At 70.2% G+C, this 23052-nt stretch carries 18 protein-coding genes; 8 read left to right on the top strand and 10 right to left on the bottom strand.

From position 1 onward, the window contains the following. Positions 1 to 48: 48 nt before the first annotated feature. From tpiA to E0500_RS33390, 9 genes are all read right to left on the bottom strand, one after another. Positions 49 to 804 (bottom strand): triose-phosphate isomerase, encoded by a 756-nt coding sequence (gene tpiA / locus E0500_RS33430; protein WP_220141613.1) that lies wholly within the window; start codon positions 802 to 804, stop codon positions 49 to 51. A 38-nt stretch (positions 805 to 842) separates the two neighbouring features. Next, positions 843 to 2054: a phosphoglycerate kinase gene (locus tag E0500_RS33425; protein ID WP_131562306.1), complete on the bottom strand. Its 1212-nt coding sequence runs from the start codon at positions 2052 to 2054 to the stop codon at positions 843 to 845. Positions 2055 to 2180: 126 nt separating this feature from the next. Then, a complete protein-coding gene (gene gap / locus E0500_RS33420) occupies positions 2181 to 3185 on the bottom strand; it encodes a type I glyceraldehyde-3-phosphate dehydrogenase (RefSeq protein ID WP_131562304.1) in 1005 nt (334 codons plus the stop codon). Between the two features lie 224 nt (positions 3186 to 3409). Then, positions 3410 to 6361, bottom strand: coding sequence for a M14 family metallopeptidase (locus E0500_RS33415; RefSeq protein ID WP_131562302.1), 2952 nt, complete (start codon positions 6359 to 6361; stop codon positions 3410 to 3412). Between the two features lie 211 nt (positions 6362 to 6572). Beyond that, complete coding sequence (whiA, locus tag E0500_RS33410) at positions 6573 to 7562, bottom strand: DNA-binding protein WhiA (RefSeq protein WP_131562301.1); 990 nt, start codon at positions 7560 to 7562, stop codon at positions 6573 to 6575. After that, positions 7553 to 8623 carry a uridine diphosphate-N-acetylglucosamine-binding protein YvcK gene (gene yvcK / locus E0500_RS33405; RefSeq protein WP_131562299.1) on the bottom strand — a complete coding sequence of 357 codons (1071 nt, stop codon included), beginning with the start codon at positions 8621 to 8623 and terminating at the stop codon, positions 7553 to 7555. Before yvcK ends, whiA begins: the two co-directional genes overlap by 10 nt. Then, positions 8620 to 9642, bottom strand: a complete 1023-nt coding sequence (rapZ, locus tag E0500_RS33400; protein WP_131562297.1) for an RNase adapter RapZ — start codon at positions 9640 to 9642, stop codon at positions 8620 to 8622. Before rapZ ends, yvcK begins: the two co-directional genes overlap by 4 nt. Further along, positions 9639 to 11708: an excinuclease ABC subunit UvrC gene (gene uvrC / locus E0500_RS33395; RefSeq protein WP_131562295.1), complete on the bottom strand. Its 2070-nt coding sequence runs from the start codon at positions 11706 to 11708 to the stop codon at positions 9639 to 9641. The genes rapZ and uvrC overlap by 4 nt, the downstream gene beginning before the upstream one ends. An 89-nt stretch (positions 11709 to 11797) precedes the next feature. Beyond that, positions 11798 to 11992 carry a hypothetical protein gene (locus E0500_RS33390; protein ID WP_131562293.1) on the bottom strand — a complete coding sequence of 65 codons (195 nt, stop codon included), beginning with the start codon at positions 11990 to 11992 and terminating at the stop codon, positions 11798 to 11800. 223 nt (positions 11993 to 12215) lie between these two features. Between E0500_RS33390 and E0500_RS33385 the strand changes: the two genes are divergently transcribed. The 3 genes from E0500_RS33385 (at position 12216) to E0500_RS33375 (ending at position 15310) form a co-directional block, all read left to right on the top strand. Next, positions 12216 to 13184 carry a hypothetical protein gene (locus E0500_RS33385; protein ID WP_131562291.1) on the top strand — a complete coding sequence of 323 codons (969 nt, stop codon included), beginning with the start codon at positions 12216 to 12218 and terminating at the stop codon, positions 13182 to 13184. 153 nt (positions 13185 to 13337) lie between these two features. Next, a complete protein-coding gene (locus E0500_RS33380) occupies positions 13338 to 14402 on the top strand; it encodes a LacI family DNA-binding transcriptional regulator (protein ID WP_131562289.1) in 1065 nt (354 codons plus the stop codon). Then, entirely contained in the window at positions 14399 to 15310 is a 912-nt protein-coding gene (locus tag E0500_RS33375) for a carbohydrate kinase (RefSeq protein WP_131562287.1), read from the top strand. The genes E0500_RS33380 and E0500_RS33375 overlap by 4 nt, the downstream gene beginning before the upstream one ends. A 123-nt stretch (positions 15311 to 15433) precedes the next feature. On the opposite strand, the gene uvrA is transcribed toward E0500_RS33375, so the two are convergent. Then, entirely contained in the window at positions 15434 to 18472 is a 3039-nt protein-coding gene (gene uvrA / locus E0500_RS33370) for an excinuclease ABC subunit UvrA (protein WP_131562285.1), read from the bottom strand. A gap of 224 nt (positions 18473 to 18696) precedes the next feature. On the opposite strand from uvrA, the gene E0500_RS33365 reads away from it, so the two are divergent. The 5 genes from E0500_RS33365 to E0500_RS33345 all read left to right on the top strand — a co-directional run bounded on the left by E0500_RS33365 (position 18697) and on the right by E0500_RS33345 (position 23021). Then, the gene (locus E0500_RS33365) at positions 18697 to 19425 is read left to right on the top strand and encodes a maleylpyruvate isomerase family mycothiol-dependent enzyme (protein WP_131562283.1); all 729 of its coding nucleotides are present in this window, start codon (positions 18697 to 18699) and stop codon (positions 19423 to 19425) included. A gap of 10 nt (positions 19426 to 19435) precedes the next feature. Continuing rightward, the gene (locus E0500_RS33360) at positions 19436 to 20092 is read left to right on the top strand and encodes an MBL fold metallo-hydrolase (protein ID WP_131562281.1); all 657 of its coding nucleotides are present in this window, start codon (positions 19436 to 19438) and stop codon (positions 20090 to 20092) included. A gap of 366 nt (positions 20093 to 20458) precedes the next feature. Further along, positions 20459 to 21355, top strand: a complete 897-nt coding sequence (locus E0500_RS33355) for an ABC transporter substrate-binding protein (protein WP_131562279.1) — start codon at positions 20459 to 20461, stop codon at positions 21353 to 21355. After that, positions 21352 to 22260, top strand: coding sequence for an amino acid ABC transporter permease (locus E0500_RS33350; protein ID WP_131562277.1), 909 nt, complete (start codon positions 21352 to 21354; stop codon positions 22258 to 22260). The genes E0500_RS33355 and E0500_RS33350 overlap by 4 nt, the downstream gene beginning before the upstream one ends. Then, positions 22257 to 23021 carry an amino acid ABC transporter ATP-binding protein gene (locus E0500_RS33345; RefSeq protein WP_220141439.1) on the top strand — a complete coding sequence of 255 codons (765 nt, stop codon included), beginning with the start codon at positions 22257 to 22259 and terminating at the stop codon, positions 23019 to 23021. Before E0500_RS33350 ends, E0500_RS33345 begins: the two co-directional genes overlap by 4 nt. Positions 23022 to 23052 lie beyond the last annotated feature (31 nt).

The following is a 23052-nucleotide window of genomic DNA, read 5'->3' as shown; positions in this document are numbered from 1 at the left end:
TACCTGTCGGCCCCCGCAAGGGTACGACGGATCGCCCCCACCGCACACTTACTGGTCGCGGAACCGCACGATCTTGACGAACTCGTCGGCGTCCAGGGAGGCGCCCCCGACCAGGGCACCGTCGATGTCGGCCTGCGCCATGATCTCCGCGACGTTGCCGGCCTTGACGGAGCCGCCGTACTGGATGCGGACCTGGTCGGCCACCTCCTGCGAGTACAGCTCGGCGACCTTGCTGCGGACGGCCGCGCAGACCTCCTGGGCGTCCGAGGCGCCGCAGACCTTGCCCGTGCCGATGGCCCAGACCGGCTCGTACGCGATCACGATCGACTCGACCTGCTCGGCGGTGACGCCCTTCAGGCCGCCCTCGACCTGGGCGAGCGTGTGCGTGACGTGGTTGCCCGCCTCGCGGACCTCCAGCTCCTCGCCGACGCACAGGATCGGGGTGATGCCGTGCTTGAAGGCGGCCTTGACCTTGGCGTTGCAGAGCTCGTCGGTCTCGTTGTGGTACTGGCGGCGCTCGGAGTGGCCGACGGCCACGAAGGTGCACTTGAGCTTGGCCAGCATCGAGCCGGAGATCTCGCCGGTGTAGGCACCACCGTCGTGGGCCGAGATGTCCTGGGCACCGTACTTGATCTTGAGCTTGTCGCCGTCGACCAGGGTCTGCACGGAGCGCAGGTCGGTGAAGGGCGGCAGGACGGCGACCTCGACGGCCTCGTAGTCCTTGTCGGCCAGGGCGAAGGCGAGCTTCTGGACGTGGGCGATGGCCTCAAGGTGGTTGAGGTTCATCTTCCAGTTGCCCGCCATCAGCGGCGTTCGCCCTTGGGCAGTGGCAGTCATGTGGTTCAGTCCTCCAGTGCGGCGAGGCCGGGGAGCGTCTTGCCCTCGAGGTATTCGAGGGAGGCGCCGCCCCCGGTCGAGATGTGGCCGAATGCGGCCTCGTCGAAGCCCAGGATGCGCACGGCCGCGGCGGAGTCACCGCCGCCGACGACCGTGAAGGCCTTGGAGTCGACGAGTGCCTGGGCGACCGCCTTGGTGCCCTCGGCGAAATCGGGGTGTTCGAAGACGCCCATCGGGCCGTTCCAGAAGACGGTGGCCGCGTCGGTGATCTTCGAGGCGTAGAGCTTGCGGGTCTCCGGACCGATGTCGAGACCCAGCTGGTCGGCCGGGATGGCGTCCGCGGCGACGGCGGTGGGGCGGGCGGGAGCCTTGGTCTTCAGGTCCGGGAACGCGGGCGCGACCAGCGTGTCGACCGGCAGGACCAGCTCGACGCCGGTCTTCTCCGCGCGCTCGATGTACTCGATGACCGCCGGGATCTGGTCCTCCTGGACGAGCGACGTGCCGATCTCGTACCCCTTGGCCTTGAGGAAGGTGTACGCCATGCCGCCGCCGATGAGGATGCGGTCGGCCTTTCCGAGCAGTTGGTCGATGACGGCGAGCTTGTCGGAGACCTTGGCACCGCCGAGCACGACGACGTAGGGGCGCTGGACGTCCTCGGTGAGCTTCTTGAGGACGGTGACCTCGTTCGCGATCAGGTAGCCGGCGGCGTGCGGCAGCCGGGCCGGGAGGTCGTACACGGAGGCGTGCCTGCGGTGCACGGCGCCGAAGCCGTCGCCCACGTAGACGTCGGCGAGGGCGGCCAGCTGGTCCGCGAAGGCGCCGCGCTCGGCGTCGTCCTTGGAGGTCTCGCCGGGGTTGAAGCGGAGGTTCTCGATGACCGCGACCTGGCCGTCGGTCAGGGCCGCCATCGTGGTCCTGGCGGACTCGCCGACCGTGTCGGTCGCGAACTCCACATCGGTGCCGAGGAGTTCACCGAGCCGGGCGGCGGCCGGGGCGAGCGAGAAGGCCGGGTCCGGGGCGCCCTTGGGACGGCCGAGGTGCGAGGCGACGACCACCCGGGCACCCGCCTCGGCGAGGGCCTTGACGGTGGGCACGACGGCGCGGATACGGCCGTCGTCGGTGATGACGGTGCCGTCGAGCGGCACGTTGAGGTCGGCGCGGACGAAGACCCGCTTGCCGCCGACGCCTTCGGCGAGGAGTTCGTCGATTGTCTTCATGGGGGACTCCTGAGGGAGGGCTCTTGTGGCCGGAGGGCTGATCGATCCGTACGTACAGCAGGGCTCGGTCAGCGCGGCGGTGCGCTGACCGAGCCCTGCCTCACATCGAAGTGCCTGCTCCGGGCCTCAGAGCCGGCCGCCGACGAAGACCGTGAGGTCGACGAGGCGGTTGGAGTAGCCCCACTCGTTGTCGTACCAGCCGACGATCTTGACCTGCTTGCCCTGGACCATGGTCAGGGAGGAGTCGAAGGTGCAGGAGGCCGGCCAGTTGACGATGTCCGAGGAGACGATCTGGTCCTCGGTGTACTCGAGGATGCCCTTCAGCTGACCCTCGGCGGCCTTCTGGAAGGCGGTGTTGATCTCGTCCTTGGTGACCTCACGGTCGAGCTCGATGACGAGGTCGGTGACCGAGCCGGTCGGGACCGGGACGCGCATCGCGATGCCGTCCAGCTTGCCCTTGAGCTGCGGCAGGACCAGGGCGGTGGCCTTGGCGGCACCGGTGGTGGTCGGGATGATGTTCTCGGCGGCGGCACGGGCGCGGCGCAGGTCCTTGTGCGGGAAGTCCAGGATGCGCTGGTCGTTCGTGTACGCGTGCACCGTCGTCATCAGACCCTTGACGATGCCGAAGTTCTCGTCGAGGACCTTCGCCATCGGCGCCACGCAGTTGGTGGTGCAGGAGGCGTTGGAGATGACGTGGTGGTTCGCCGGGTCGTACTTGTCCTGGTTGACGCCCATCACGATGGTGATGTCCTCGTCCTTGGCCGGAGCCGAGATGAGGACCTTCTTGGCGCCGCCGGCGATGTGCTTCTCGGCGTCGGCCTTCTTCGTGAAGATGCCGGTCGACTCGATGACGATGTCGACGCCGAGCTCGCCCCAGGGGATGTCGGAGGGGTTGCGCTCGGACAGGACCTTGATCGTCTTGCCGTCGACGGTGATGGTGTCCTCGGTGTGGGACACCTCGGCCTTCAGACGGCCCAGGATGGTGTCGTACTTCAGAAGGTGCGCGGTGGTCGCGGTGTCACCCAGGTCGTTGACAGCCACGATCTCGATGTCTGCACCCTGCTCCAGCAGCGCGCGGAAGTAGTTACGACCGATGCGGCCAAAGCCGTTGATGCCTACGCGGATCGTCACGAACCGATCTCCTCGTTGGTACGCCGGTTACGAGACCGGCGAGCTGTAATGGGATGTCCCCGACCGCATACGACCCTACCTCCCTGAGGCGGCGGGAGTGGCATCAAGCACGCCCTATACACGACAGGGCGGCCCGTACCTGTCAGTAGAGGTACGGACCGCCCTGTTTTTGCAGGCTGATTACCAGATATCGGACACCGGCCTCTGGTCGGTGACCGCCGGTGTCAGCCCTTCAGTGCGTCCAGCGCCCTGCGCAGCAGAGCCGTGCGGTCGGCGGACGCGGTGACGTGCTCCAGGCCGAAGCCCAGCAGCACGGTGTCCCCGGTGGTGACCGCTCCGTATGTCCTGAACAACTCGCCGGACAGGCCCCAGTCCTTGACGACCGCCGGGCTGCCCGGGGGCGGTCCGGGTGTGCTCCACGCGCCCAGGGACGTCTCGAAGCCCTCGGTCTGACCGGCCGTGCCGCCGGTGACTACGGACGCGTTGTCGGCGAGGACGCCGCGGCCGCCGGAACCGGGATCCGTGATGTAGCCGATCGAGACCTCGACCGTCTTCCCGGCGTACGCGGACAGGTCGAACTGGACCTGTTGCCAGCCGTCGGAGGCTCCGGTGAAGCTGTTCCAGGACCCGCTGGTGCCGGTCGGCGTGCAGCCGCTGTCGCCGAGGGTCAGATAGCGCTTCAGAGCCGGGTGGGTCTGGATGAAGAACCCGGCCCCGCACTCGGCGGGCACGGCCGTGGAGGTGGCGCCGCCCGCCTCCGGGAGCGTGGTCCAGTCGTCCGCCCCCGCCGTGCGCGCCTCCAGCACCGCGTGGTCGTAGCCGTCCTCGGTGTCCCACAGGAGCTGGGTGCGCAGGGCGGGCTTGTCGGCGGCACTCACGGAGGTGAGGTCGATGGTGCGGGTGAGGCGGTTCCAGGCGTAGTCGCTGTGCGTGACGGCCGCCATGGACGCGCCTTCGTACGGGCCGAACGGGTTGACGGTCCCGGGGTACTGGCCCGCGCCGGCGCTCTCGAACTGCGGGAACGTCTCCAGGGGCAGGGCGTCCGAGGTGACACTGAACGATCCGGCCGAGTTCAGCGGATTGCCGGGCGCGTCGCCGAGCGTTGCCGTGGCGCCCCCGAGCTTGCCGCTGCCCGCGAAGGCGGTGGCGTTCGGCAGGGACGTTCGGGTGTAGGCGCCCAGGTAGTACTGGCTGAAGTCGTTCGACAGGGTGCCCCCGCCGAGGTCGACGGAACCGCCGGCGCTCTCGCCCGCCTCGATCAGCTTGCCGCCCTCGTTGAGGAAGGCGCGCAGTTCGAGCTGGGTGGCGTTGCCCGGGCGGGCGGCGCCCGTGGAGTGGACGACCGTCGTGAAGTGGCCGAGGACACCGAGGGCGTCGGGGGCGCCCTGGGTGGCGACGTCCCAGACGACCGCCTTCTTGCCGTTGGCCTTGAGCGCGTCCACGTAGATCTGTGCCTGGGTCGCGGCCGCGCCCTCCTCGGCGACCACGAGGGTGTCCGCCCTGGGCCGCTCGGCGACCGTGTACGTGAAGTGCTCGCTGGAGGTGGGCCTGCCGCTCTTCGTCTCGCCGGTGAACCAGACCTCGACCTTGTCGCCGGGGTCGCCGTCCGCGACCTTGGCCCGGTACTCGTCGAAGTACAGGTTGTCCTCACCGCCGTAGGTCTCGCCGCCCTTCCAGGGCGTGAGCGCCATGTCGTGCGTTCGGCCGCCGTTGACGCGGTACTTGAGCTCCTTGTCGCGCACGGACTTCCGTACGACGACGGAGACCTCCTGGTCGGCGCCGCGCGAGTACGACGTGGTGAAGGGCGCCGGGGTGAAGTCGGGGGCGTCGACACCCACCGAGGACTTCGGCTGGTCGGGCTTCGCGGCGGACTCGGCGACGGAGAGCGCGAACGGGACGTTCTTCTCGAACTCCTGCTGGATCAGCTTCTCGTCGTCCGGGAAGGTGAAGATCGACCCGCAGTCCCTGGCCTCCCAGGCGTCGTCCGGGTCGGCGTTGGACGCCGTCTCACAGGTCGACATCTCCGGGGTGAACATCGCCGTGCCGTTGACGTTGGCCGCGTGGCCGTCCGCCTCGCCGTTGGTCGTGTAGAGCTCGGAGGAGAGCTGCGGGTGGTAGCCCGGGATCGCCGAGTTCTCGGGTGTGCCGGCGAGGGACTTGTAGAGCACGTCGTCCGGGGTGGGGGTGGCCACCTGCCAGCCGACTCCGTAGAGGAGCAGTTCGGCGGCCGAGTGGTAGTTGATGCCGTACTTGAAGCCGATGCGCTTCTCGAAGGCGTCGAGGGCCTTGGTCTCGGGCTCGGAGTTCGGGCCGGCGCCGCGGTAGGTCTGGCTGGTGGGGAAGGGGGACGAACCCTCGTCGTCGTAGCCCCACTTGTAGGCGAAGTTGCGGTTGAGGTCGACGCCGTCGCCGATGGTGATCTGCCCGTCGCCGTTGTTGTCGCGCATGTTCTTGCGCCACTGGCGGTCGCCGTCGGCCTGGTGGGTGAAGTCGTAGCCGTCCGGATTGGCGGAGAGCACGAACCACAGTTCGGTCGAGTCGACGATCTTCTTGATGCGCTTGTCGGTCCCGTAGTTGTCCAGGTAGTGGTGCATCAGGCGCCGGGTCATCTCCGGCGTGATCCACTCGCGCGCGTGCTGGTTGGACATGTACAGGACGGAGGGCTTGGCGCCGTCCTTGGTGTTCTTGGCGTTCTTGGTGAGCTTGAGGGCCAGGATGTCCTGTCCCTGGAGGGTCTTGCCGATGGAGACCACCTTGGTGAGGGACGGGTGCTCCTGGCCCGTCCGGATGATCTCCTCCTTGAGGTTGCCCGCCCCGCTGTAGGGCCGGTAGACCCCCTCCCCGGCGGCGGCCACGCGCGCGCGTGCCTTCGCCGTGAGCGTGTGCTCCTTGAGGTCGACGCCCTTTTGTGCCAGCCCCTCGGCCTGCTTGTCGGTCAGGTAGACCTCGACGGTGGCACTGCCCTTGTCGGGTGCCTGTTCGCCGAGTTCGTGACTGTCCTGGCCGGCGGCGAGCAGCAGGGGTATCTGCTGCCTGGTGACCTCGGCTCGGTAGACCTTGACCTCGTCCCCGTCGGGAGAACCGCTCGTCTCCGCGGCGTGGGCGAGGGGTGCGAGTCCCGCGCCGCCGAGCAGGAGTGCGGCAACAGCGAGGATCGGTCTCGCTTTTCGTCTCATAAGCCCCCCTTGCAGTGGTTCGCCACGCGGCGAACCATGCCAGGCTCATGACACTTCATGATCGAGTCAAGGGTGCGTCAGGAAGGCGCAACGGAGTTCCCAAGAACGGCGAACGCCGGTGCCGAGCGCCCCAAGCGGGCGACGGCACCGGCGTGTCGGTGAACCCGACATCTCGCCTGACGGGCAGTCATCCCATCAGGCCGACGGGTGGTCATCCCACCAGGTTGTCGGCCATCTCCTCGGTGAGGTTGGACTCGGTGCCGGGGATGCCCAGATCGGCGGCACGCTTGTCGGCCATGGCCAGCAGCCGGCGGATACGGCCCGCGACGGCGTCCTTGGTCAGCGGCGGGTCGGCGAGCGCGCCCAGCTCCTCCAGGGAGGCCTGCTTGTGCTCCATGCGGAGGCGGCCGGCGGCCGCGAGGTGCTCGGGCACCTCGTCGGCGAGGATCTCCAGGGCGCGCTGGACCCGGGCTCCGGCGGCCACCGCCGCGCGGGCCGAACGGCGCAGGTTGGCGTCGTCGAAGTTGGCGAGGCGGTTCGCCGTGGCGCGGACCTCGCGGCGCATCCGCCGCTCCTCCCAGGCCAGCACGGACTCGTGGGCGCCGAGCCGGGTGAGGAGCGCGCCGATCGCGTCGCCGTCCCGGACGACGACGCGGTCCACGCCCCGTACCTCGCGGGCCTTCGCGGCGATCGACAGCCGGCGGGCCGCGCCGACCAGGGCGAGCGCGGCTTCCGGGCCCGGGCAGGTCACCTCCAGGGAGGACGAGCGGCCGGGCTCGGTCAGCGAGCCGTGCGCCAGGAACGCCCCGCGCCAGGCCGCCTCCGCGTCACAGGTCGCCCCGGAGACGACCTGTGGGGGCAGGCCCCGGATCGGGCGGCCCCGGCCGTCGACGAGTCCGGTCTGGCGGGCCAGCTGGTCGCCGCCCGCGACCACGCGCACCACGTAGCGGGAGCCGCGGCGCAGTCCGCCGGGTGCCATCACGATCAGCTCAGAGCTGTGGCCGAAGATCTCCAGGATGTCCCGCTTGAGCCGGCGCGCCGCCATCGCGGTGTCCAGCTCCGCCTCGATCACGATGCGGCCGCTCACCAGGTGCAGCCCGCCCGCGAACCGCAGGATCGCCGAGACCTCCGCCTTTCTGCAGCAGGTCCGGGTGACGGGTAGCCGGGAGATCTCGTCCTTCACCGCTGCCGTCATCGCCATGGGCCGATCCTTCCATGCATCCGAAAAATACGGTCGTACGCGGCGGCCAGCAGCTCCGGGTCGTGCCGCGGCGAGCCGTCGGTCCGGGCCACCGGGGCCAGCTCGACCGCGGCACCGAACCGCTTGGCCGCGTCGGTGAGCGACGCGCGGTCGGGCACGGCGGCCGTGTCGGCCAGCACCACGTCCAGGGCGAGTTTAGGGGCGTGTCGTGCCAAAACCTCCAAATGACGCTGCGGGGAGAAGCCCTCGGTTTCTCCGGGCTGCGGTGCGAGGTTCAAGGACAGCACCCGGCGCGCCTTCGTCTGGGTGAGGGCGCCGAGCAGTTCGGGCACGAGGAGGTGCGGGATGACCGACGAGAACCAGGAGCCCGGTCCGAGCACCACCCAGTCCGCGTCCATGACCGCCTCGACGGCCTCGGGGACCGCGGGAGGGTCGTGCGGCACGAGGTGCACGGACTGCACCTCGCCGGGCGTGAGCGCGACGGTCGCCTGTCCCCGTACGGTGTCGACGTCGTCCGGGCGCTGCGGGTCGTGGCCTTTGACCAGCGCCTGGAGTTCCAGGGGTACGGCGGACATGGGCAGCACCCGGCCGTGGGCGCCCAGGAGCCGGCCGACCAGGTCTAGGGCCTGGACGTGGTCGCCGAGCTGCTCCCACAGGGCGACGATCAGCAGGTTGCCGACCGCGTGCTCGTGCAGGTCGCCCTTGCTCTGGAAGCGGTGCTGGATGACACGGGCCCAGGTCTGCCCCCAGTCGTCGTCGCCGCACAGCGCGGCCAGCGCCTTGCGCAGGTCGCCGGGCGGGAGCACTCCCAGCTCGTCGCGCAGGCGCCCGCTGGAGCCGCCGTCGTCGGCCACGGTGACGACGGCTGTGAGGTCTCCGGTGATCCGGCGCAGTGCGGCGAGCGAGGCGGACAGGCCCATGCCGCCGCCGAGCGCGACCACCTTGGGCTGGGCGCCGCGGCGGCGTACCCGCCCGCCGCGGGCAGCGGCGGGTCTGCCCCCTCTCTCGTCCTGGCTGACCCTCCGCAGTCTGCTCAGCCGCAGAGCGGCACGTCCCGTCATTCGCGGCCCATGTCGCGGTGCACGACCACGGTCTCCACGCCCTGGGAGGCGAGGCGGGCGGCGAGCTTCTCGGAGGTGGCGACCGAGCGGTGCTTGCCGCCGGTGCAGCCGACCGCGACGGTCACGTACCGCTTGCCCTCACGGCGGTAACCGGCGGCGATGAGCTGCAGCAGCTCCGCGTAGCGGTCGAGGAACTCCTTGGCTCCGGGCTGGTTGAAGACGTAGTTGGACACCTCCTCGTTGAGCCCGGTGTAGGGGCGCAGCTCGGGGACCCAGTGCGGGTTCGGCAGGAAGCGCATGTCCACGACCAGGTCGGCGTCCACCGGGAGGCCGTACTTGAAGCCGAAGGACATGACGGTGGCCCGCAGCTCGGGCTCTTCCTCGCCGGCGAACTGGGCGTCCATCTTGGCGCGCAGCTCGTGCACGTTCAGGCTGGAGGTGTCGATCACCAGGTCGGCGTCCCCGCGCAGCTCGCGCAGCAGCTCGCGCTCGGCGGCGATGCCGTCGACGATGCGGCCGTCGCCCTGGAGGGGGTGCGGTCGGCGTACGGACTCGAAGCGGCGGACCAGTGCCTCGTCGGAGGACTCCAGGAACACGATCCGCCGGGTGACGTGCTTCGCTGCCAGGTCCGCGAGGGATTCGCGGAGGTTGTCGAAGAAGCGGCGGCCGCGGACGTCCACGACGACCGCGATCCGCGCCACATTGCCCTGGGAGCGGGCGCCGAGCTCCACCATGGTGGGGATCAGCGCGGGCGGCAGGTTGTCGACGACGAACCAGCCGAGGTCCTCCAGGCACTTGGCGGCCGTCGACCGTCCGGCGCCGGACATGCCGGAGATGATGACCAGCTCGGGGATGGCCGCCTCGGGGACCGCGGCCGATTCGATGCCCGTACTCACGTCTGCTCCGTCTTCCTGGGGCGCTGGGTGCTGGGAGGCGTACTCACCCGCTTCCGTGGGGGCTTCCTCGCGCCGTGCCGTGTGTTCCTGGTGCTCTTGTTCGCGTGTGTCGTGCTCGGTCATGTCTCCTGCCCCCGTCGTTCGTCCGGGGCGCCCGCGGTCACGGGCTCCCCCGAGGGGCCCGCCGTCGTCTCGGGCACCCCGTCTGCCTCGTCTGCCTCGTATTCCATGATCTCTCCGGTCGCCGTGTTCACGGCGGGTGCGGCCGGCGCGGCGGCGGCCAGGGCCGCGGCGATCGTCTCGGCCGTCTTGCGGCCTATGCCGGGGACCTCGCAGATCTGGTCGATCGTCGCGGACCGTAGCTTCCGCACCGAGCCGAAGTGCTTGACCAGTGCCTGTTTGCGGGTCTCGCCGAGGCCCGGCACCTCGTCCAGCGGACCGGCCCTGAAGCGCTTGGCCCGCTTGGTGCGCTGGTAGGTGATGGCGAAGCGGTGGGCCTCGTCGCGGACGCGCTGGAGCAGGTACAGGCCCTCGCTGGTACGGGGCAGGACGACCGGGTCCTCCTCGTCGGGTACCCAGACCTCCTCCAGGCGCTTGGCGAGACCGCACACGGCGATGTCGTCGATACCGAGCTCGTCGAGGGCCCTGCGGGCGGCGGCGACCTGCGGCTGCCCGCCGTCCACGACGACGAGCTGGGGCGGGTAGGCGAAGCGCTTGGGGCGGCCTTCTTCGTCCTTGAGCTGCTCGGTGGTGTCGGCGTCCTCACCGTCGGCCCACTCGCCGGTCTTCTCCTTCTCGGCGAGATACCGCTTGAAGCGCCGGGTGATCACCTCGTGCATGGAGCGGACGTCGTCCTGGCCCTCGAAGCCCTTGATCTGGAAGCGGCGGTACTCGCTCTTGCGCTGCAGGCCGTCCTCGAAGACGACCATGGAGGCCACGACGTCGTCGCCCTGGAGGTGCGAGATGTCGTAGCACTCGATCCTGAGGGGCGCGCTGTCCAGGTCCAGGGCCTCGGCGATCTCCTCCAGGGCTCGCGAGCGGGTGGTCAGGTCGGAGGCGCGCTTGGTCTTGTGCAGGGCGAGCGCCTGCTGGGCGTTGCGCTGCACGGTCTCCATGAGGGCTTTCTTGTCGCCGCGCTGCGGGATGCGCAACGACACGCCCGAGCTGCGGCGGTCGGTCAGCCACTGCTGGACGGGGTCCACCGGGTCGGGCAGCGCGGGGACCAGCACCTCCTTGGGGACGGCGTCGCCGGTCTCCTCGCCGTAGAGCTGCTGGAGGGCGTGCTCGACGAGGTCACCCGTGGTGACCGCCTCGACCTTGTCGGTGACCCAGCCTCGCTGGCCGCGGACGCGTCCGCCGCGCACGTGGAAGATCTGCACGGCCGCCTCCAGCTCGTCCTCGGCGACCGCGATCAGGTCCGCGTCGGTCGCGTCGGCGAGCACGACCGCGTTCTTCTCCATGGCCTTCTTCAGGGCCTCGACGTCGTCGCGCAGGCGGGCGGCCCGCTCGTACTCCATCTCGTCGGCCGCCTGCATCATCTGCTTCTCAAGCCGGCGGATGTACGTGCCGGTGCGGCCGGTCATGAAGTCGCAGAACTCGTCGGCCAGTTCGCGGTGGTCCTCGGGGGAGATCCGCTCGACGCAGGGGGCCGAGCACTTGCCGATGTAGCCGAGGAGGCAGGGCCGGCCGGTACGGGCCGCGTTCTTGAACACGCCCGCCGAGCAGGTGCGGACGGGGAAGACGCGCAGCAGCAGGTCCACGGTGTCGCGGATCGCCCACGCGTGCGCGTACGGCCCGAAGTAGCGCACGCCCTTTTTCTTGTGACCGCGCATCACCTGCACGCGTGGGAACTCTTCGTTCATGGTGACCGCGAGGTACGGGTAGCTCTTGTCGTCGCGGTACTTGACGTTGAATCGGGGGTCGAACTCCTTGATCCAGGAGTACTCCAGCTGAAGAGCCTCCACCTCCGTGGACACCACGGTCCACTCCACGGACGCCGCCGTGGTGACCATAGTGCGGGTGCGCGGGTGAAGGCCCGCCAGGTCCTGGAAGTAGTTCGCCAGGCGCTGGCGCAGGCTCTTTGCCTTCCCGACGTAGATCACCCGGCGGTGCTCGTCACGGAACTTGTAGACCCCGGGTGAGTCGGGGATCTGTCCCGGCTTGGGGCGGTAGCTGGAGGGGTCGGCCATGTTCCACACCCTACTGGCGGGGACCGACATCGCGGCGGGCCTGTGGACAGAGCCCCGCCGTCCCCGCGGGCACCGCTCACCCGTCTCGCTCACACCCCGTGCCGGCCCGGCTCCGGGAGGGCCGGGGCGGTCAGGACGGCCGTGGCTGCCAGCACAGCCGGGACGGCCAGGACAGCCGGGGCAGCCGGGACGCGGCGGTGGTCGTCGGCGCCGTCCGTGTCCTCGCCTCCGCTCGAACCGCTTCGTCCGACACGGAGTTGGGGGGCCTGGTCGCTCGCCGCCACCGGCCCGGGGTCGCCGACTGCTTGACGAGTGAGCGGGTATTGCGCACCAGGTGTTGTCGGAGCATGGTCAACACGCTTCAATGCGGGGTGGCCCGGCGCGGTGAACAGCCCACATGAGGGCACGAAGTGCCGGCGCACCGAGCCCCGGCGCCCACCGGGCGCCCGGCCGACGCGCGCGAACGGTCCGAGCAGCCGTCGAACCTCCGGACAGAAAGGCCCCTGCATGCGGCACGGCACAGAGCACGCGGACGTCGTCACGACGGAGGCGGACCTCACCGCGGCGGAACTGGAGACGGCCTTGCGATGCGGCCCTTTCCATGTGGCCCTGCGCGCCGCCATCGCCGCGCGCGGACTGCCCCTGCAACGCGTCCAGCACCATCTGTCGCGCTACGGAGTCAAGGTCGGCGTGACCAGCCTGAGCTACTGGCAGCAGGGTGCCCGTCGGCCCCAGCGCCCCGAGTCCCTGCGTGCCGTGCGCGCCCTGGAGGAGATCCTCCACGTCCCCGACGAGTCGCTGATCCGGCTGCTCGCCGAGACCGAGGAACGCCTGGGCCCGGAACGTCCGGCGGGCCGCTCGTACCGCTCCCTCGTGGAGGCGTCGGGCGTACTGGAGCAGCTCCTGGCCGAGCTGGAGGCGCCGCTCGACGGCGGCCTGCACACCATCGGCCACCACGAACGCGTATGGATCGGGCCGAGCCGTGAACTGCTGGCCCGCGAGTCCCACCACATAGTCCGGGCCCATAAGGACGGCGTGGACCGCTATGTGGCCGTACACCACGGCGACCCGGGATGCGCGCCGGAGCGCATGACCGTGCGCGCCCTGGAGAACTGCCGCACCGGGCGTGTGCGGTGGCACCACGACACCGGAGTGCTCGCCGCGGAGCTGCTCTTCGACATCCGGCTGCGTACGGGGGACACCTGCCTGTTCCGGTACCGGGTCGAGGACGGCACGGCCGGGGTGTCCCACGAGTACGTCCGCGGGTTCGGCTGCTCGGGCGGGCAGTACGCGCTCCAGGTCGGCTTCGACGAGCGGGCCCTGCCCGCTCGCTGCCACCGCTTTACCCAGCACACGGCGGCAGCCCCGCGCAGTGGCCACCACGAGCTGGCCCTGAGCCGCCGGCACCGCTCGGTCCACCTGGTCGAGCCCCGCGTCCGCTCCGGGATCCTGGGCATCGGCTGGGACTGGGAGTGACCTGTCCCGGCACCCCCTCCTCCCGCTGAAGCCGTCTGGATGCGCGGGCACCTGCGCCCGGAGACGTAAACGCTTGCGTAAACGTTTACGTCCCTCTCCGAATGCGATAGCTTCCCGCCCAGGCAGCCCACTGGGTCCGGGAAGGGGACACTCTTGGCCACGATGGTCGACGTCGCACAGCACGCGGGTGTGTCCGTGGCGACCGTCTCGCACGTGCTGAACAACACGCGCGCGGTGCGGCCGGGGACCCGCCGACTGGTCCTCGACGCCATCGAGGCGCTCGGCTACACGCCCAACACGCTGGCCCGTTCCCTGGTCACCTCACGGACGCGGTCCATCGGGCTCGCCGTGTCGGCGGTCAGCAACCCGTACTTCACAGAGATCCTCCAGGGCGTCGAGGCCGGCACGCTGGAACACGGTTACAGCCTGCTGATCGCCGATCCGCACGACGACCCGGAGCACGAGCGGAAGGTCGTCCAGCTCCTGCACGAGCGGCGGGTGGACGGCATGATCGTCGCGCCCTCGGCACGCCCGGAGGGGCTCCTGGACTACCTCCGCCGACACGACGTCCCGACCGTGTTCCTGGACCGGCTGGTCGCCACACCGGGCGACCCGTTCCGCTTCGACCAGGTCTGCACCGAGAACACCGAGCCCATGGCACAGCTGGTCAGGCATCTCGCCGGCCTCGGGCACCGGCGCATCGGGCTGGTCTCTGGCCTGCCCGGCCTCAGCACCACGGACGAGCGGACCACCGGCTACCGGCTCGGCCTCCGGGCCACCGGACTCCCCTACGACGAGTGGCTCGTGGCCCGAGGCGACTCCGACGCGGAGGATTCCCGGCGGGTCACCCGTGAGCTGCTCACCCGGTCGAGCCCTCCGACGGCGCTCGTCACCGGCAACAACGCCATGACCATCGGCGCCCTTCGTGCCCTGGGCGAGCTGGGCGTCTCCGTTCCGGACGATGTCGCGCTGTGCTGCTTCGACGACTTCGCGTGGGCGGATCTGTTCCACCCACGGCTCACCGCCATCGCCCAGCCCAGCAAGGAGATCGGCGCGCAGGCCGTGCGGCTGCTGCTGGAGCGGCTGGCCACGCCGGAGCACCCCGCTCGCACCGTCCGGCTCCCGTCCACGTTCGTCCACCGCAGTTCGTGCGGCTGTCCGGAGAACCGCGAGAGCACCACGCGTCCGGAGAGTCCCGAGAAAGGATCCCTCTCGTGATCGTCGTCGCCGGTGAGGCCCTGATCGACCTGGTGCCGCAGGGCGCGGGCGCCCTCGTGGGCCTGCAGCCCGCTCGCGGCGGCGGGCCCTACAACACGGCGGTGGCCCTCGGCCGCCTCGGCTCGCCCACCGCCTTCTGTTCCCGTGTCTCGCGCGACACCTTCGGTGAGGCGCTGCTGGACGGGCTGCGCGCGGCGGGTGTCGACGTGACCCCCGTGCAGCGCGGCACGGAGCCGACGACCCTCGCCGTGGCCTCGATAGACGCCAGCGGCTCGGCCGCGTACTCCTTCTACGTGGAGGGCACCGCGGACCGTTTGTTCGAGGCCCCCGATCGCCTGCCCGCCGGCACGAGGGCGGTGTCCTTCGGCACCTGCTCGCTCGTCCTGGAGCCCGGCGCGAGCGCGTACGAGGAGCTGATGCGGACCGCTGCCGCGCAGGGGGTGTTCACCGCGCTCGACCCGAACATCCGGGCAGGGCTGATCCCGGACGCGGACGCCTACCGCGCCCGGTTCAAGAGCTGGTTGCCGTCGGTGTCCCTGCTGAAGCTCTCCGAAGAGGACGCCAGGTGGCTCGGCGGCACCCCCCGCGAGTGGCTGGCGTCCGGTCCCTCGGCCGTCGTGGTCACCCACGGCGGCGACGGGCTGACGGTCTTCACCCGCGACGGCGCCGAGCACTCCGTACCGGGCGAACGCGTCGACGTCGTGGACACCATCGGTGCGGGCGACACGGTCAACGCGGCCCTGCTGCACGGGCTGTCCACGTGGGACGCCCTGTCCTCGGAGGCGCTGGCGGGTCTGGGTGCCGACGGCTGGAGGCGGCTCCTGCGGTTCGCGGCGCGTGCGGCTGCGGTCACCTGCTCCCGGGCCGGCGCGGAACCGCCGTACGCCACGGAACTGGGCGATCTTTAACCGTCACCACGCTGCCGCACCGCAGGTGGTTGTCAGCGCAACGGGCGGCGTCCCGCGGGGAGTTCCCGCGGGACGCCGCCCGTGTGTGCGTCTCGTCCGCCTCGCGCGTCCCGGTGAGCCCCGTCAGGCCTTGCGAGCCCTCGTGGTCTTCGCCGCCTTCTTCGCGGGCGACGTCTTCTTCGTGGCTGCGGCGGCCTTCTTGCTCGCCGTGCTGTTGGCGGTCTTCGCCGTCGCCGTCTTCTTGGCCGTCTGCGTGGCCGCGACCGTCTTCCTGGCCGAGGCCCTGCGCGGGATCTTCACCTGGGCGGCGTCGCTGACGCGCTCGGCACCCAGAACCTCCCGGAGGAACTTGCCGGTGTGGCTGGCCGGAACCCCGGCGACCTGCTCGGGCGTGCCCTCGGCAATGACGAGGCCGCCGCCGCTGCCGCCCTCGGGGCCCATGTCGACGATCCAGTCGGCGGTCTTGATGACGTCGAGGTTGTGCTCGATGACGATGACCGTGTTGCCTTTGTCGACCAGGCCCGACAGCACCGTGATGAGCTTGCTGATGTCCTCGAAGTGCAGACCGGTGGTCGGCTCGTCGAGCACGTACACCGTGCGCCCGGTGGACCGCTTCTGCAGCTCGCTGGCCAGTTTGACGCGCTGCGCCTCGCCGCCGGACAGCGTCGGCGCGGGCTGGCCGAGCCGGACGTAGCCGAGGCCGACGTCGTTGAGCGTCTTCAGGTGGCGGGCGATCGCGGGCACGGCCTCGAAGAAGCCGAGGGCCTCCTCGATCGGCATGTCCAGGACCTCGGAGATGGACTTGCCCTTGTAGTGGACCTCCAGGGTCTCCCGGTTGTAGCGCGCCCCGTGGCAGACCTCGCAGGGGACGTACACGTCCGGCAGGAAGTTCATCTCGATCTTGATGGTGCCGTCGCCGGAGCAGTTCTCGCAGCGACCGCCCTTGACGTTGAACGAGAAGCGACCGGGCAGGTAGCCCCGCACCTTCGCCTCGGTCGTCTCGGCGAACAGCTTGCGGACGTGGTCGAAGACTCCGGTGTACGTCGCCGGGTTGGACCGCGGGGTCCGGCCGATGGGCGACTGGTCGACGTGGACCACCTTGTCGACGAGGTCGTCGCCGTCCACGCGCGTGTGCCGCCCGGGCACGGTCCGGGCGCCGTTCAGCTCGCGGGCCAGGTGCGTGTACAGGATGTCGTTGACCAGAGTCGACTTGCCGGAGCCCGACACGCCCGTGACGGCCGTGAGGACGCCCAGGGGGAAGGACACGTCGATGTCCTGGAGGTTGTTCTCGCGGGCGCCGTGCACGGTGAGTCCCCGGCCCGGGTCGACGGGGCGGCGGATGTCCGGGAGCGTGATCTCCTTCTTGCCGGACAGGTACTGCCCTGTCATCGACTCGGCGTTGGCCAGCAGCTCCTTCAGGGGACCGCTGTGCACGACCTTTCCGCCGTGCTCGCCGGCGCCGGGGCCGATGTCGACGACCCAGTCGGCGGTCTTGATGGTGTCCTCGTCGTGCTCGACGACGATGAGCGTGTTGCCCATGTCGCGCAGGCGGACCAGGGTCTCGATCAGCCGGTGGTTGTCGCGCTGGTGCAGGCCGATGGACGGCTCGTCGAGGACGTACAGCACGCCCACGAGGCCGGAGCCGATCTGGGTGGCCAGGCGGATGCGCTGGGCCTCGCCGCCGGAGAGGGTGCCGGCCGCGCGGTTCAGCGAGAGGTAGTCCAGGCCGACGTCGACCAGGAACCGCAGCCGTTCGTTGACCTCCTTCAGCACCCGTTCGGCGATCTTCTTGTCGCGGGCGTTGAGCTTCAGCTCGCCCAGGAAGTCCGCGCAGTCGCTGATGGACATCGCGGAGACCTCGGCGATCGACTTCTCCATGACGGTGACCGCGAGGACGATCGGCTTCAGGCGCGTGCCCTCACAGGTGGGGCAGGGCACCTCGCGCATGTAGCCCTCGAAGCGCTCACGGCTCGCGTCGCTCTCGGCCTCGCTGTGCCGGCGCTTGATGAAGCGGACGGCACCCTCGAAGGACGCCATGTACACGCGCTCACGCCCGTACCGGTTGCGGTAGCGGACCTCGATCTGCGTCTTGTGGCCGTGGAGCAGGGCCTTCTTGGCGCGCTGCGGCAGGCCCGCGTAAGGGATGTCCGTCCGGAATCCGAGGGCGTCCGCGAGGGCACCGATCTGGCGGTCGAAGTAGTCCTTGGTGTGCCCGTGCGACCAGGGGTGGATGGCGCCCTCGTCGAGGGACTTGTCCTCGTCCGGGACGATCAGCTCCGGGTCGACCTCCATACGCGTGCCGATGCCGGTGCAGTCCGGGCAGGCGCCGAAGGGCGAGTTGAAGGAGAAGGAACGGGGCTCCAGCTCCTCGAAGGACAGGTCGTCGTACGCGCAGTACAGGTGCTCCGAGTACATGCGCTCGCGCTCGGGGTCGTCCTCGGGGAGGTCGACGAAGTCGAGCACGACCATGCCACCGGACAGGCCGAGGGCGGTCTCCACGGAGTCGGTGAGGCGGCGCTTGGCGGAGTCCTTCACCGTGAGGCGGTCGACGACCACCTCGATGGTGTGCTTCTCCTGCTTCTTCAGCGTCGGCGGCTCCGACAGCTGGATCGTCCGGCCGTCCACGCGCGCGCGTGAGTAACCCTTGGTCTGGAGGTCCGCGAAGAGGTCGACGAACTCACCCTTGCGCTCGCGGACCAGCGGCGACAGCACCTGGAAGCGGCTCCCCTCCGGAAGCTCCAGGACCTTGTCGACGATGGCCTGCGGCGACTGGCGCGAGATCGGGCGGCCGCACTCGGGGCAGTGCGGCTTGCCGATGCGCGCGAAGAGCAGGCGCAGGTAGTCGTAGACCTCGGTGATGGTGCCGACCGTCGAGCGCGGGTTGCGCGAGGTCGACTTCTGGTCGATGGAGACAGCCGGGGACAGACCCTCGATGAAGTCCACGTCCGGCTTGTCCATCTGGCCGAGGAACTGCCGTGCGTACGAGGACAGCGACTCCACGTAGCGACGCTGTCCCTCGGCGAAGATGGTGTCGAAGGCCAGCGAGGACTTGCCCGACCCCGACAGGCCCGTGAAGACGATGAGCGAGTCACGCGGCAGGTCGAGCGAGACGTTCTTCAGATTGTGCTCGCGCGCGCCACGGACGATGAGACGGTCGGCCACGCCGGTCCGCACCTTTCTTGAGTGAAGTAGCAGGGGCGAAGCCCCCGCCCTTCACAGACTAGGGGGAGCCACTGACAGCGCCGGTCCTGTTTCCCTGTTGAACAACAATCCCGGGCCTTCCAGCATGCCCGACGCCGCACCCGACCATATAGCACGTGCATTCGATTTGCTGGGGTGGGCCCACCTCCTTCACCCCATCGAGTGGCGGGGCTAGGGTCGGCCTCATGATGGATCACGCGCGCGACCTGGCATCTGTACGTGACGCGACCAAGCGGCTCCTCACCGCAGCCGCCGAACTGGACAACGCCCGCACCCCGGAGCCGTCACGGCTGCCCGGCTGGACCCGGGGCCACATCCTCGCCCACCTCGCCCGCAACGCCGACGCGCTCGTGAACGTCCTCCAGGGGCGCCCCATGTACGCCTCCGGGGCCGCCCGGGACGCCGACATCGAGCGGGACGCACCGCGCCCCCTGGACGTCCAGCTCGCCGACGTACGCGAGAGCGCGGACCGCTTCCAGGACGCCGCCGCGGTCTTCGCGGACTGGTCGCGCACTGTGGAGCTGCGCAATGGCGTGACCGACCAGGCCGCGAGGGTGCCGTTCCGGCGCTGGATCGAGGTGGAGCTCCACCATGTGGACCTCGGCATCGGGTACGAGCTGGAGGATCTGCCGGAGGAGTTCACGCAGCGCGAGATCAACTTCCTGGCCGCCCGGTTCCGCGGCCACCCCGACGTCCCCGGACTGCTGATCAAGCAGGACGACGGGAGGATGATCCCCAGCGGAGCCGTCGAGTCCGTCTCCGCGGAGCAGCTCGCCGGCGGCTACGAGCCACCGCTTCCCACGCTCACGGTCAGCGGCCACCGGGCCGACCTCCTCGGGTGGCTGGCGGGCCGCCGCGACGGCTCCGCGCTGCACGCCGAGGGAGGGGCGCTCCCGTCGCTGCCCCCGCTATAGGCTTGCAGCCATGACGTACAGCGGAGCGGTGACGGTCGGCGGCCCTGCGGATGTGCACGAACTGCAGGACCTGATGATCTCCAAGGTCGCGGTGGGCCCGATGGACAACAACGCGTACCTGCTGCGCTGCCGGGCCACCGACGAGCAGTTGCTGATCGACGCGGCGAACGACGCGCACACGCTGCTCACGCTGATCGGCGGCGACGGCATCGCGTCCGTCGTCACCACCCATCAGCACGGCGACCACTGGCAGGCGCTCGCCGAGGTCGTGGCGGCCACGGGCGCGCGTACGTACGCGGGCCGGGACGACGTCGCCGGCATCCCGGTGCCGACCGACGTCCCCGTCGATGACGGCGACACGATCCGGGTGGGGCGCGTCGAGCTGACCGCGCGCCATCTGGTGGGCCACACTCCGGGTTCGATCGCACTCGTCTACGACGACCCGCACGGGCACCCCCATGTGTTCACGGGGGACTGCCTGTTCCCGGGAGGTGTGGGCAACACACGTAAGGACGCGAAGGCGTTCGCCAGCCTGATCCACGACGTCGAGACGAAGATCTTCGACGCGCTCCCGGACGAGACGTGGGTCTACCCGGGCCACGGCAACGACACGACGCTGGGCGCGGAGCGTCCGCACCTTCCGGAGTGGCACGCACGGGGCTGGTGACCCCCGGCAGTCCCGCCTCCTGAAGTCCCTCCCTGAAGTCCCCGGTGCCGGGGCGGCAGTTGACGCGCCGCCCCGGCGCGCGCTGTTGAGCACACACCGCACGCACCCCGTGTGAACCGAACACACACGCCGGTGTCATTCGCGCGCTCCCGGCGCAGTCAATGGCGCAGTCCACTGGAAGTGGTCCCGCACAGGATGACGGCTCCTGCGCGGCATGGGCCGCCGGCCGTTCAATCCCCGCCCTCGGCCGGCGGCCCCTCGGGGTTCTCGTCCAGCGTTCACGAAACGGCAACACCCGTTCCCGATATGCGGACAAACGCCTCCGTGATCTCGACAAACGGGAGGCCGCACTGTCACTCTCCCGCCATGCATGCCGTCCCTGGAACGTCTCGCGCCCTGCGCCGCGCCGCGTCCGCCGCCGCCGCTGTCGCCCTGCTCGCCGTCGCCGTGGGCTGCGCCCCACAGCCGGAGGACGACGCCTCCGACAAGGCCTCCGGATCCGCTCAGGAGTCCTGTGCCAAGGGCGAGTTGAGCACCGAGACGTCCGGCAAGCTGACGATCGCGACCGACAAACCGGCGTACGAACCCTGGTTCAAGGACGACGATCCCGCGGGCGGCGAGGGCTTCGAGTCGGCGGTCGCGTACGCCGTGGCGAAGCAACTCGGGTACGACAAGGCCGACGTGGTCTGGCAGACCGTGCCCTTCAACAAGGCCTTCGCGCCGGGTGAGAAGACGTTCGACTTCGACATCAACCAGGTGTCCATCAGCGACGAGCGCAAGAGGGCCGTGGACTTCTCGTCCGGCTACTACGACGTGCGCCAGGCCGTCGTCGCCCTGAAGGACTCCCAGGCCGCGAAGGCGACGAGCATCGACGGCCTCAAGGACGTGAAGCTGGGCGCCCAGGTCGGCACCACCAGCCTCGCCTACATCAACGACGTGGTGAAGCCCCGTCAGGACGCCGCCGCCTTCGCGAAGAACGACCAGGCCAAGTCCGCGCTGAAGAACGGCCAGGTCGACGCCATCGTGGTGGACCTGCCGACCGCCTTCTACATGACCGCGGCCGAGGTGACGGACGCGGAGATCGTGGGGCAGTTCGAGAACCGGGGTGGCACGCCGGAGCAGTTCGGCCTCGTCCTCGACAAGGGCAGCGCGCTCACCTCGTGCGTGTCGGACGCCGTGGACGTCCTGCGCGAGGACGGCACGCTGGCGCAGATCGAGAAGCAGTGGCTGTCCGACGCCGTCGACGCCCCGGTGCTCAAGTGACGGTCGTGAAGGAGGAGTCCGGGCAGGACGACCCGGGTGACATGCGCGACGGGCACGACGCGTACGTCCCCTCGCAACGGCGGATCGAGCGCGAGGCCTACAAGCGTGCCCGTGCCCGCCGCGCGACGGCGATCGCCGCGCTCTCGACCCTGGGCACAGGTGCGCTGCTCTACCTGATCGTCGTCAACGCGCCCGGCTGGCCGCGCACCAAGGAGACGTTCTTCGACTGGGGGTACGCGCGCGAGGCGTTCCCCCAGGTCCTCGAAGGACTGTGGCTCAACGTCCGGCTGCTCCTGGTGTGCGGTGCTGCGGTGCTCGTCCTCGGCATGCTCATCGCCATCGCGCGCACCCTGCCCAGCCCGGTCTTCTTCCCCGTGCGGGCGCTGGCCGCCGCGTACACCGACTTCTTCCGCGGACTGCCGCTCATCATCACTCTGATGATCGTCGTCCTGGGCGTCCCGGCTCTGCGGCTGCAGGGTGTGACCGTCGATCCGGTGCTGCTGGGCGGTACCGCACTGACGCTGACCTACTCGGCGTACGTCGCCGAGGTGTTCCGTGCCGGCATCGAATCCGTGCACCCCTCGCAGCGGTCGGCGGCACGCTCCCTCGGCCTGACCAACCGGCAGGCACTGCGGCACGTCGTCCTCCCTCAAGCGGTGCGCCGCCAGGTGCCGCCGCTGCTCAACGACCTGGTGTCGCTGCAGAAGGACACCGGGCTCGTGTCGATCGGCGGCGCGGTCGACGCCGTGCGCGCGGCCGACATCATCGTGGGCCGCAGCCTCAACTACACGCCGTACATCGTCGCCGGGCTGGTCTTCGTCGCGCTGACCATCCCGATGACCCGCTTCACGGACTGGGTCACGGCCCGCATGGACCGGCGCCGGGCCCAGGGAGGCACGCCATGAGTGAGTCCCCGGAGCAGTCCTCGGTGTTGCGGATGGAGTCCGTCCGCAAGACCTTCGGCGGTACGGTCGTCCTGCGTGACGTCGATCTGGAGGTCGCCCCGCACACGGTGACCGCGCTGATCGGCGCCTCCGGGTCCGGCAAGTCGACCCTGCTGCGCTGCGCCAACCTCCTGGAGGAGATCGACGACGGGGCGATCTGGCTGGACGGCGAGGAGATCACCGACCCACGGGCCGACCAGGACGCCGTGCGCCGCCGGATCGGCGTGGTCTTCCAGGCGTACAACCTCTTCCCGCACATGACCGTCCTGGAGAACATCACCCTCGCCCCGCGCCGCGTCCACGGTGTGGCCCGCGCGGAGGCCGAGGAACGTGCCCGGGAGCTGCTGGAACGGCTCGGGCTCGGCGCCAGGGCGGGCGAGTATCCCGACCGGCTGAGCGGCGGGCAGCAGCAACGGGTCGCGATCGTCCGCGCGTTGGCGGTGCGGCCCCGGCTGCTCCTCCTCGACGAGATCACCGCCGCCCTCGACCCCGAACTCGTGGGCGAGGTCCTCACCGTCGTCCGCGATCTGAAGGGCGAGGGCATGACCATGGTGCTGGCGACGCACGAGATGGGTTTCGCCCGCGAGGTCGCGGACCAGGTGTGCTTCCTGGACGGTGGTGTGGTCCTGGAGCGCGGCACCGCCGAGCAGGTCTTCGGGGAGCCGCGACAGGAGCGCACACGGCGCTTCCTGCGGCGGATCGTGGACGCCGGACGTCTCTGAGGCGGGGCCTGAGGGCGCTGTCCGGGGCCGA

Origin of the sequence: Streptomyces sp. KM273126, from assembly GCF_004337435.2 — a bacterium.
Taxonomy (GTDB): Bacteria; Actinomycetota; Actinomycetes; order Streptomycetales; family Streptomycetaceae; genus Streptomyces; species Streptomyces acidicola.
This window is presented reverse-complemented; position numbering and strand designations above follow the sequence as displayed.

Excerpts from the sequence above, each read along its gene's own strand:
- tpiA (WP_220141613.1), bottom strand. The coding sequence starts at position 804 with ATGGCGGGCAACTGGAAGATGAACCTCAACCACCTTGAGGCCATCGCC.
- E0500_RS33425 (WP_131562306.1), bottom strand. The coding sequence starts at position 2,054 with ATGAAGACAATCGACGAACTCCTCGCCGAAGGCGTCGGCGGCAAGCGG.
- E0500_RS33415 (WP_131562302.1), bottom strand. The coding sequence starts at position 6,361 with ATGAGACGAAAAGCGAGACCGATCCTCGCTGTTGCCGCACTCCTGCTC.
- whiA (WP_131562301.1), bottom strand. The coding sequence starts at position 7,562 with ATGGCGATGACGGCAGCGGTGAAGGACGAGATCTCCCGGCTACCCGTC.
- yvcK (WP_131562299.1), bottom strand. The coding sequence starts at position 8,623 with ATGACGGGACGTGCCGCTCTGCGGCTGAGCAGACTGCGGAGGGTCAGC.
- rapZ (WP_131562297.1), bottom strand. The coding sequence starts at position 9,642 with ATGACCGAGCACGACACACGCGAACAAGAGCACCAGGAACACACGGCA.
- uvrC (WP_131562295.1), bottom strand. The coding sequence starts at position 11,708 with ATGGCCGACCCCTCCAGCTACCGCCCCAAGCCGGGACAGATCCCCGAC.
- E0500_RS33385 (WP_131562291.1), top strand. The coding sequence starts at position 12,216 with ATGCGGCACGGCACAGAGCACGCGGACGTCGTCACGACGGAGGCGGAC.
- E0500_RS33365 (WP_131562283.1), top strand. The coding sequence starts at position 18,697 with ATGATGGATCACGCGCGCGACCTGGCATCTGTACGTGACGCGACCAAG.
- E0500_RS33360 (WP_131562281.1), top strand. The coding sequence starts at position 19,436 with ATGACGTACAGCGGAGCGGTGACGGTCGGCGGCCCTGCGGATGTGCAC.
- E0500_RS33355 (WP_131562279.1), top strand. The coding sequence starts at position 20,459 with ATGCATGCCGTCCCTGGAACGTCTCGCGCCCTGCGCCGCGCCGCGTCC.
- E0500_RS33345 (WP_220141439.1), top strand. The coding sequence starts at position 22,257 with ATGAGTGAGTCCCCGGAGCAGTCCTCGGTGTTGCGGATGGAGTCCGTC.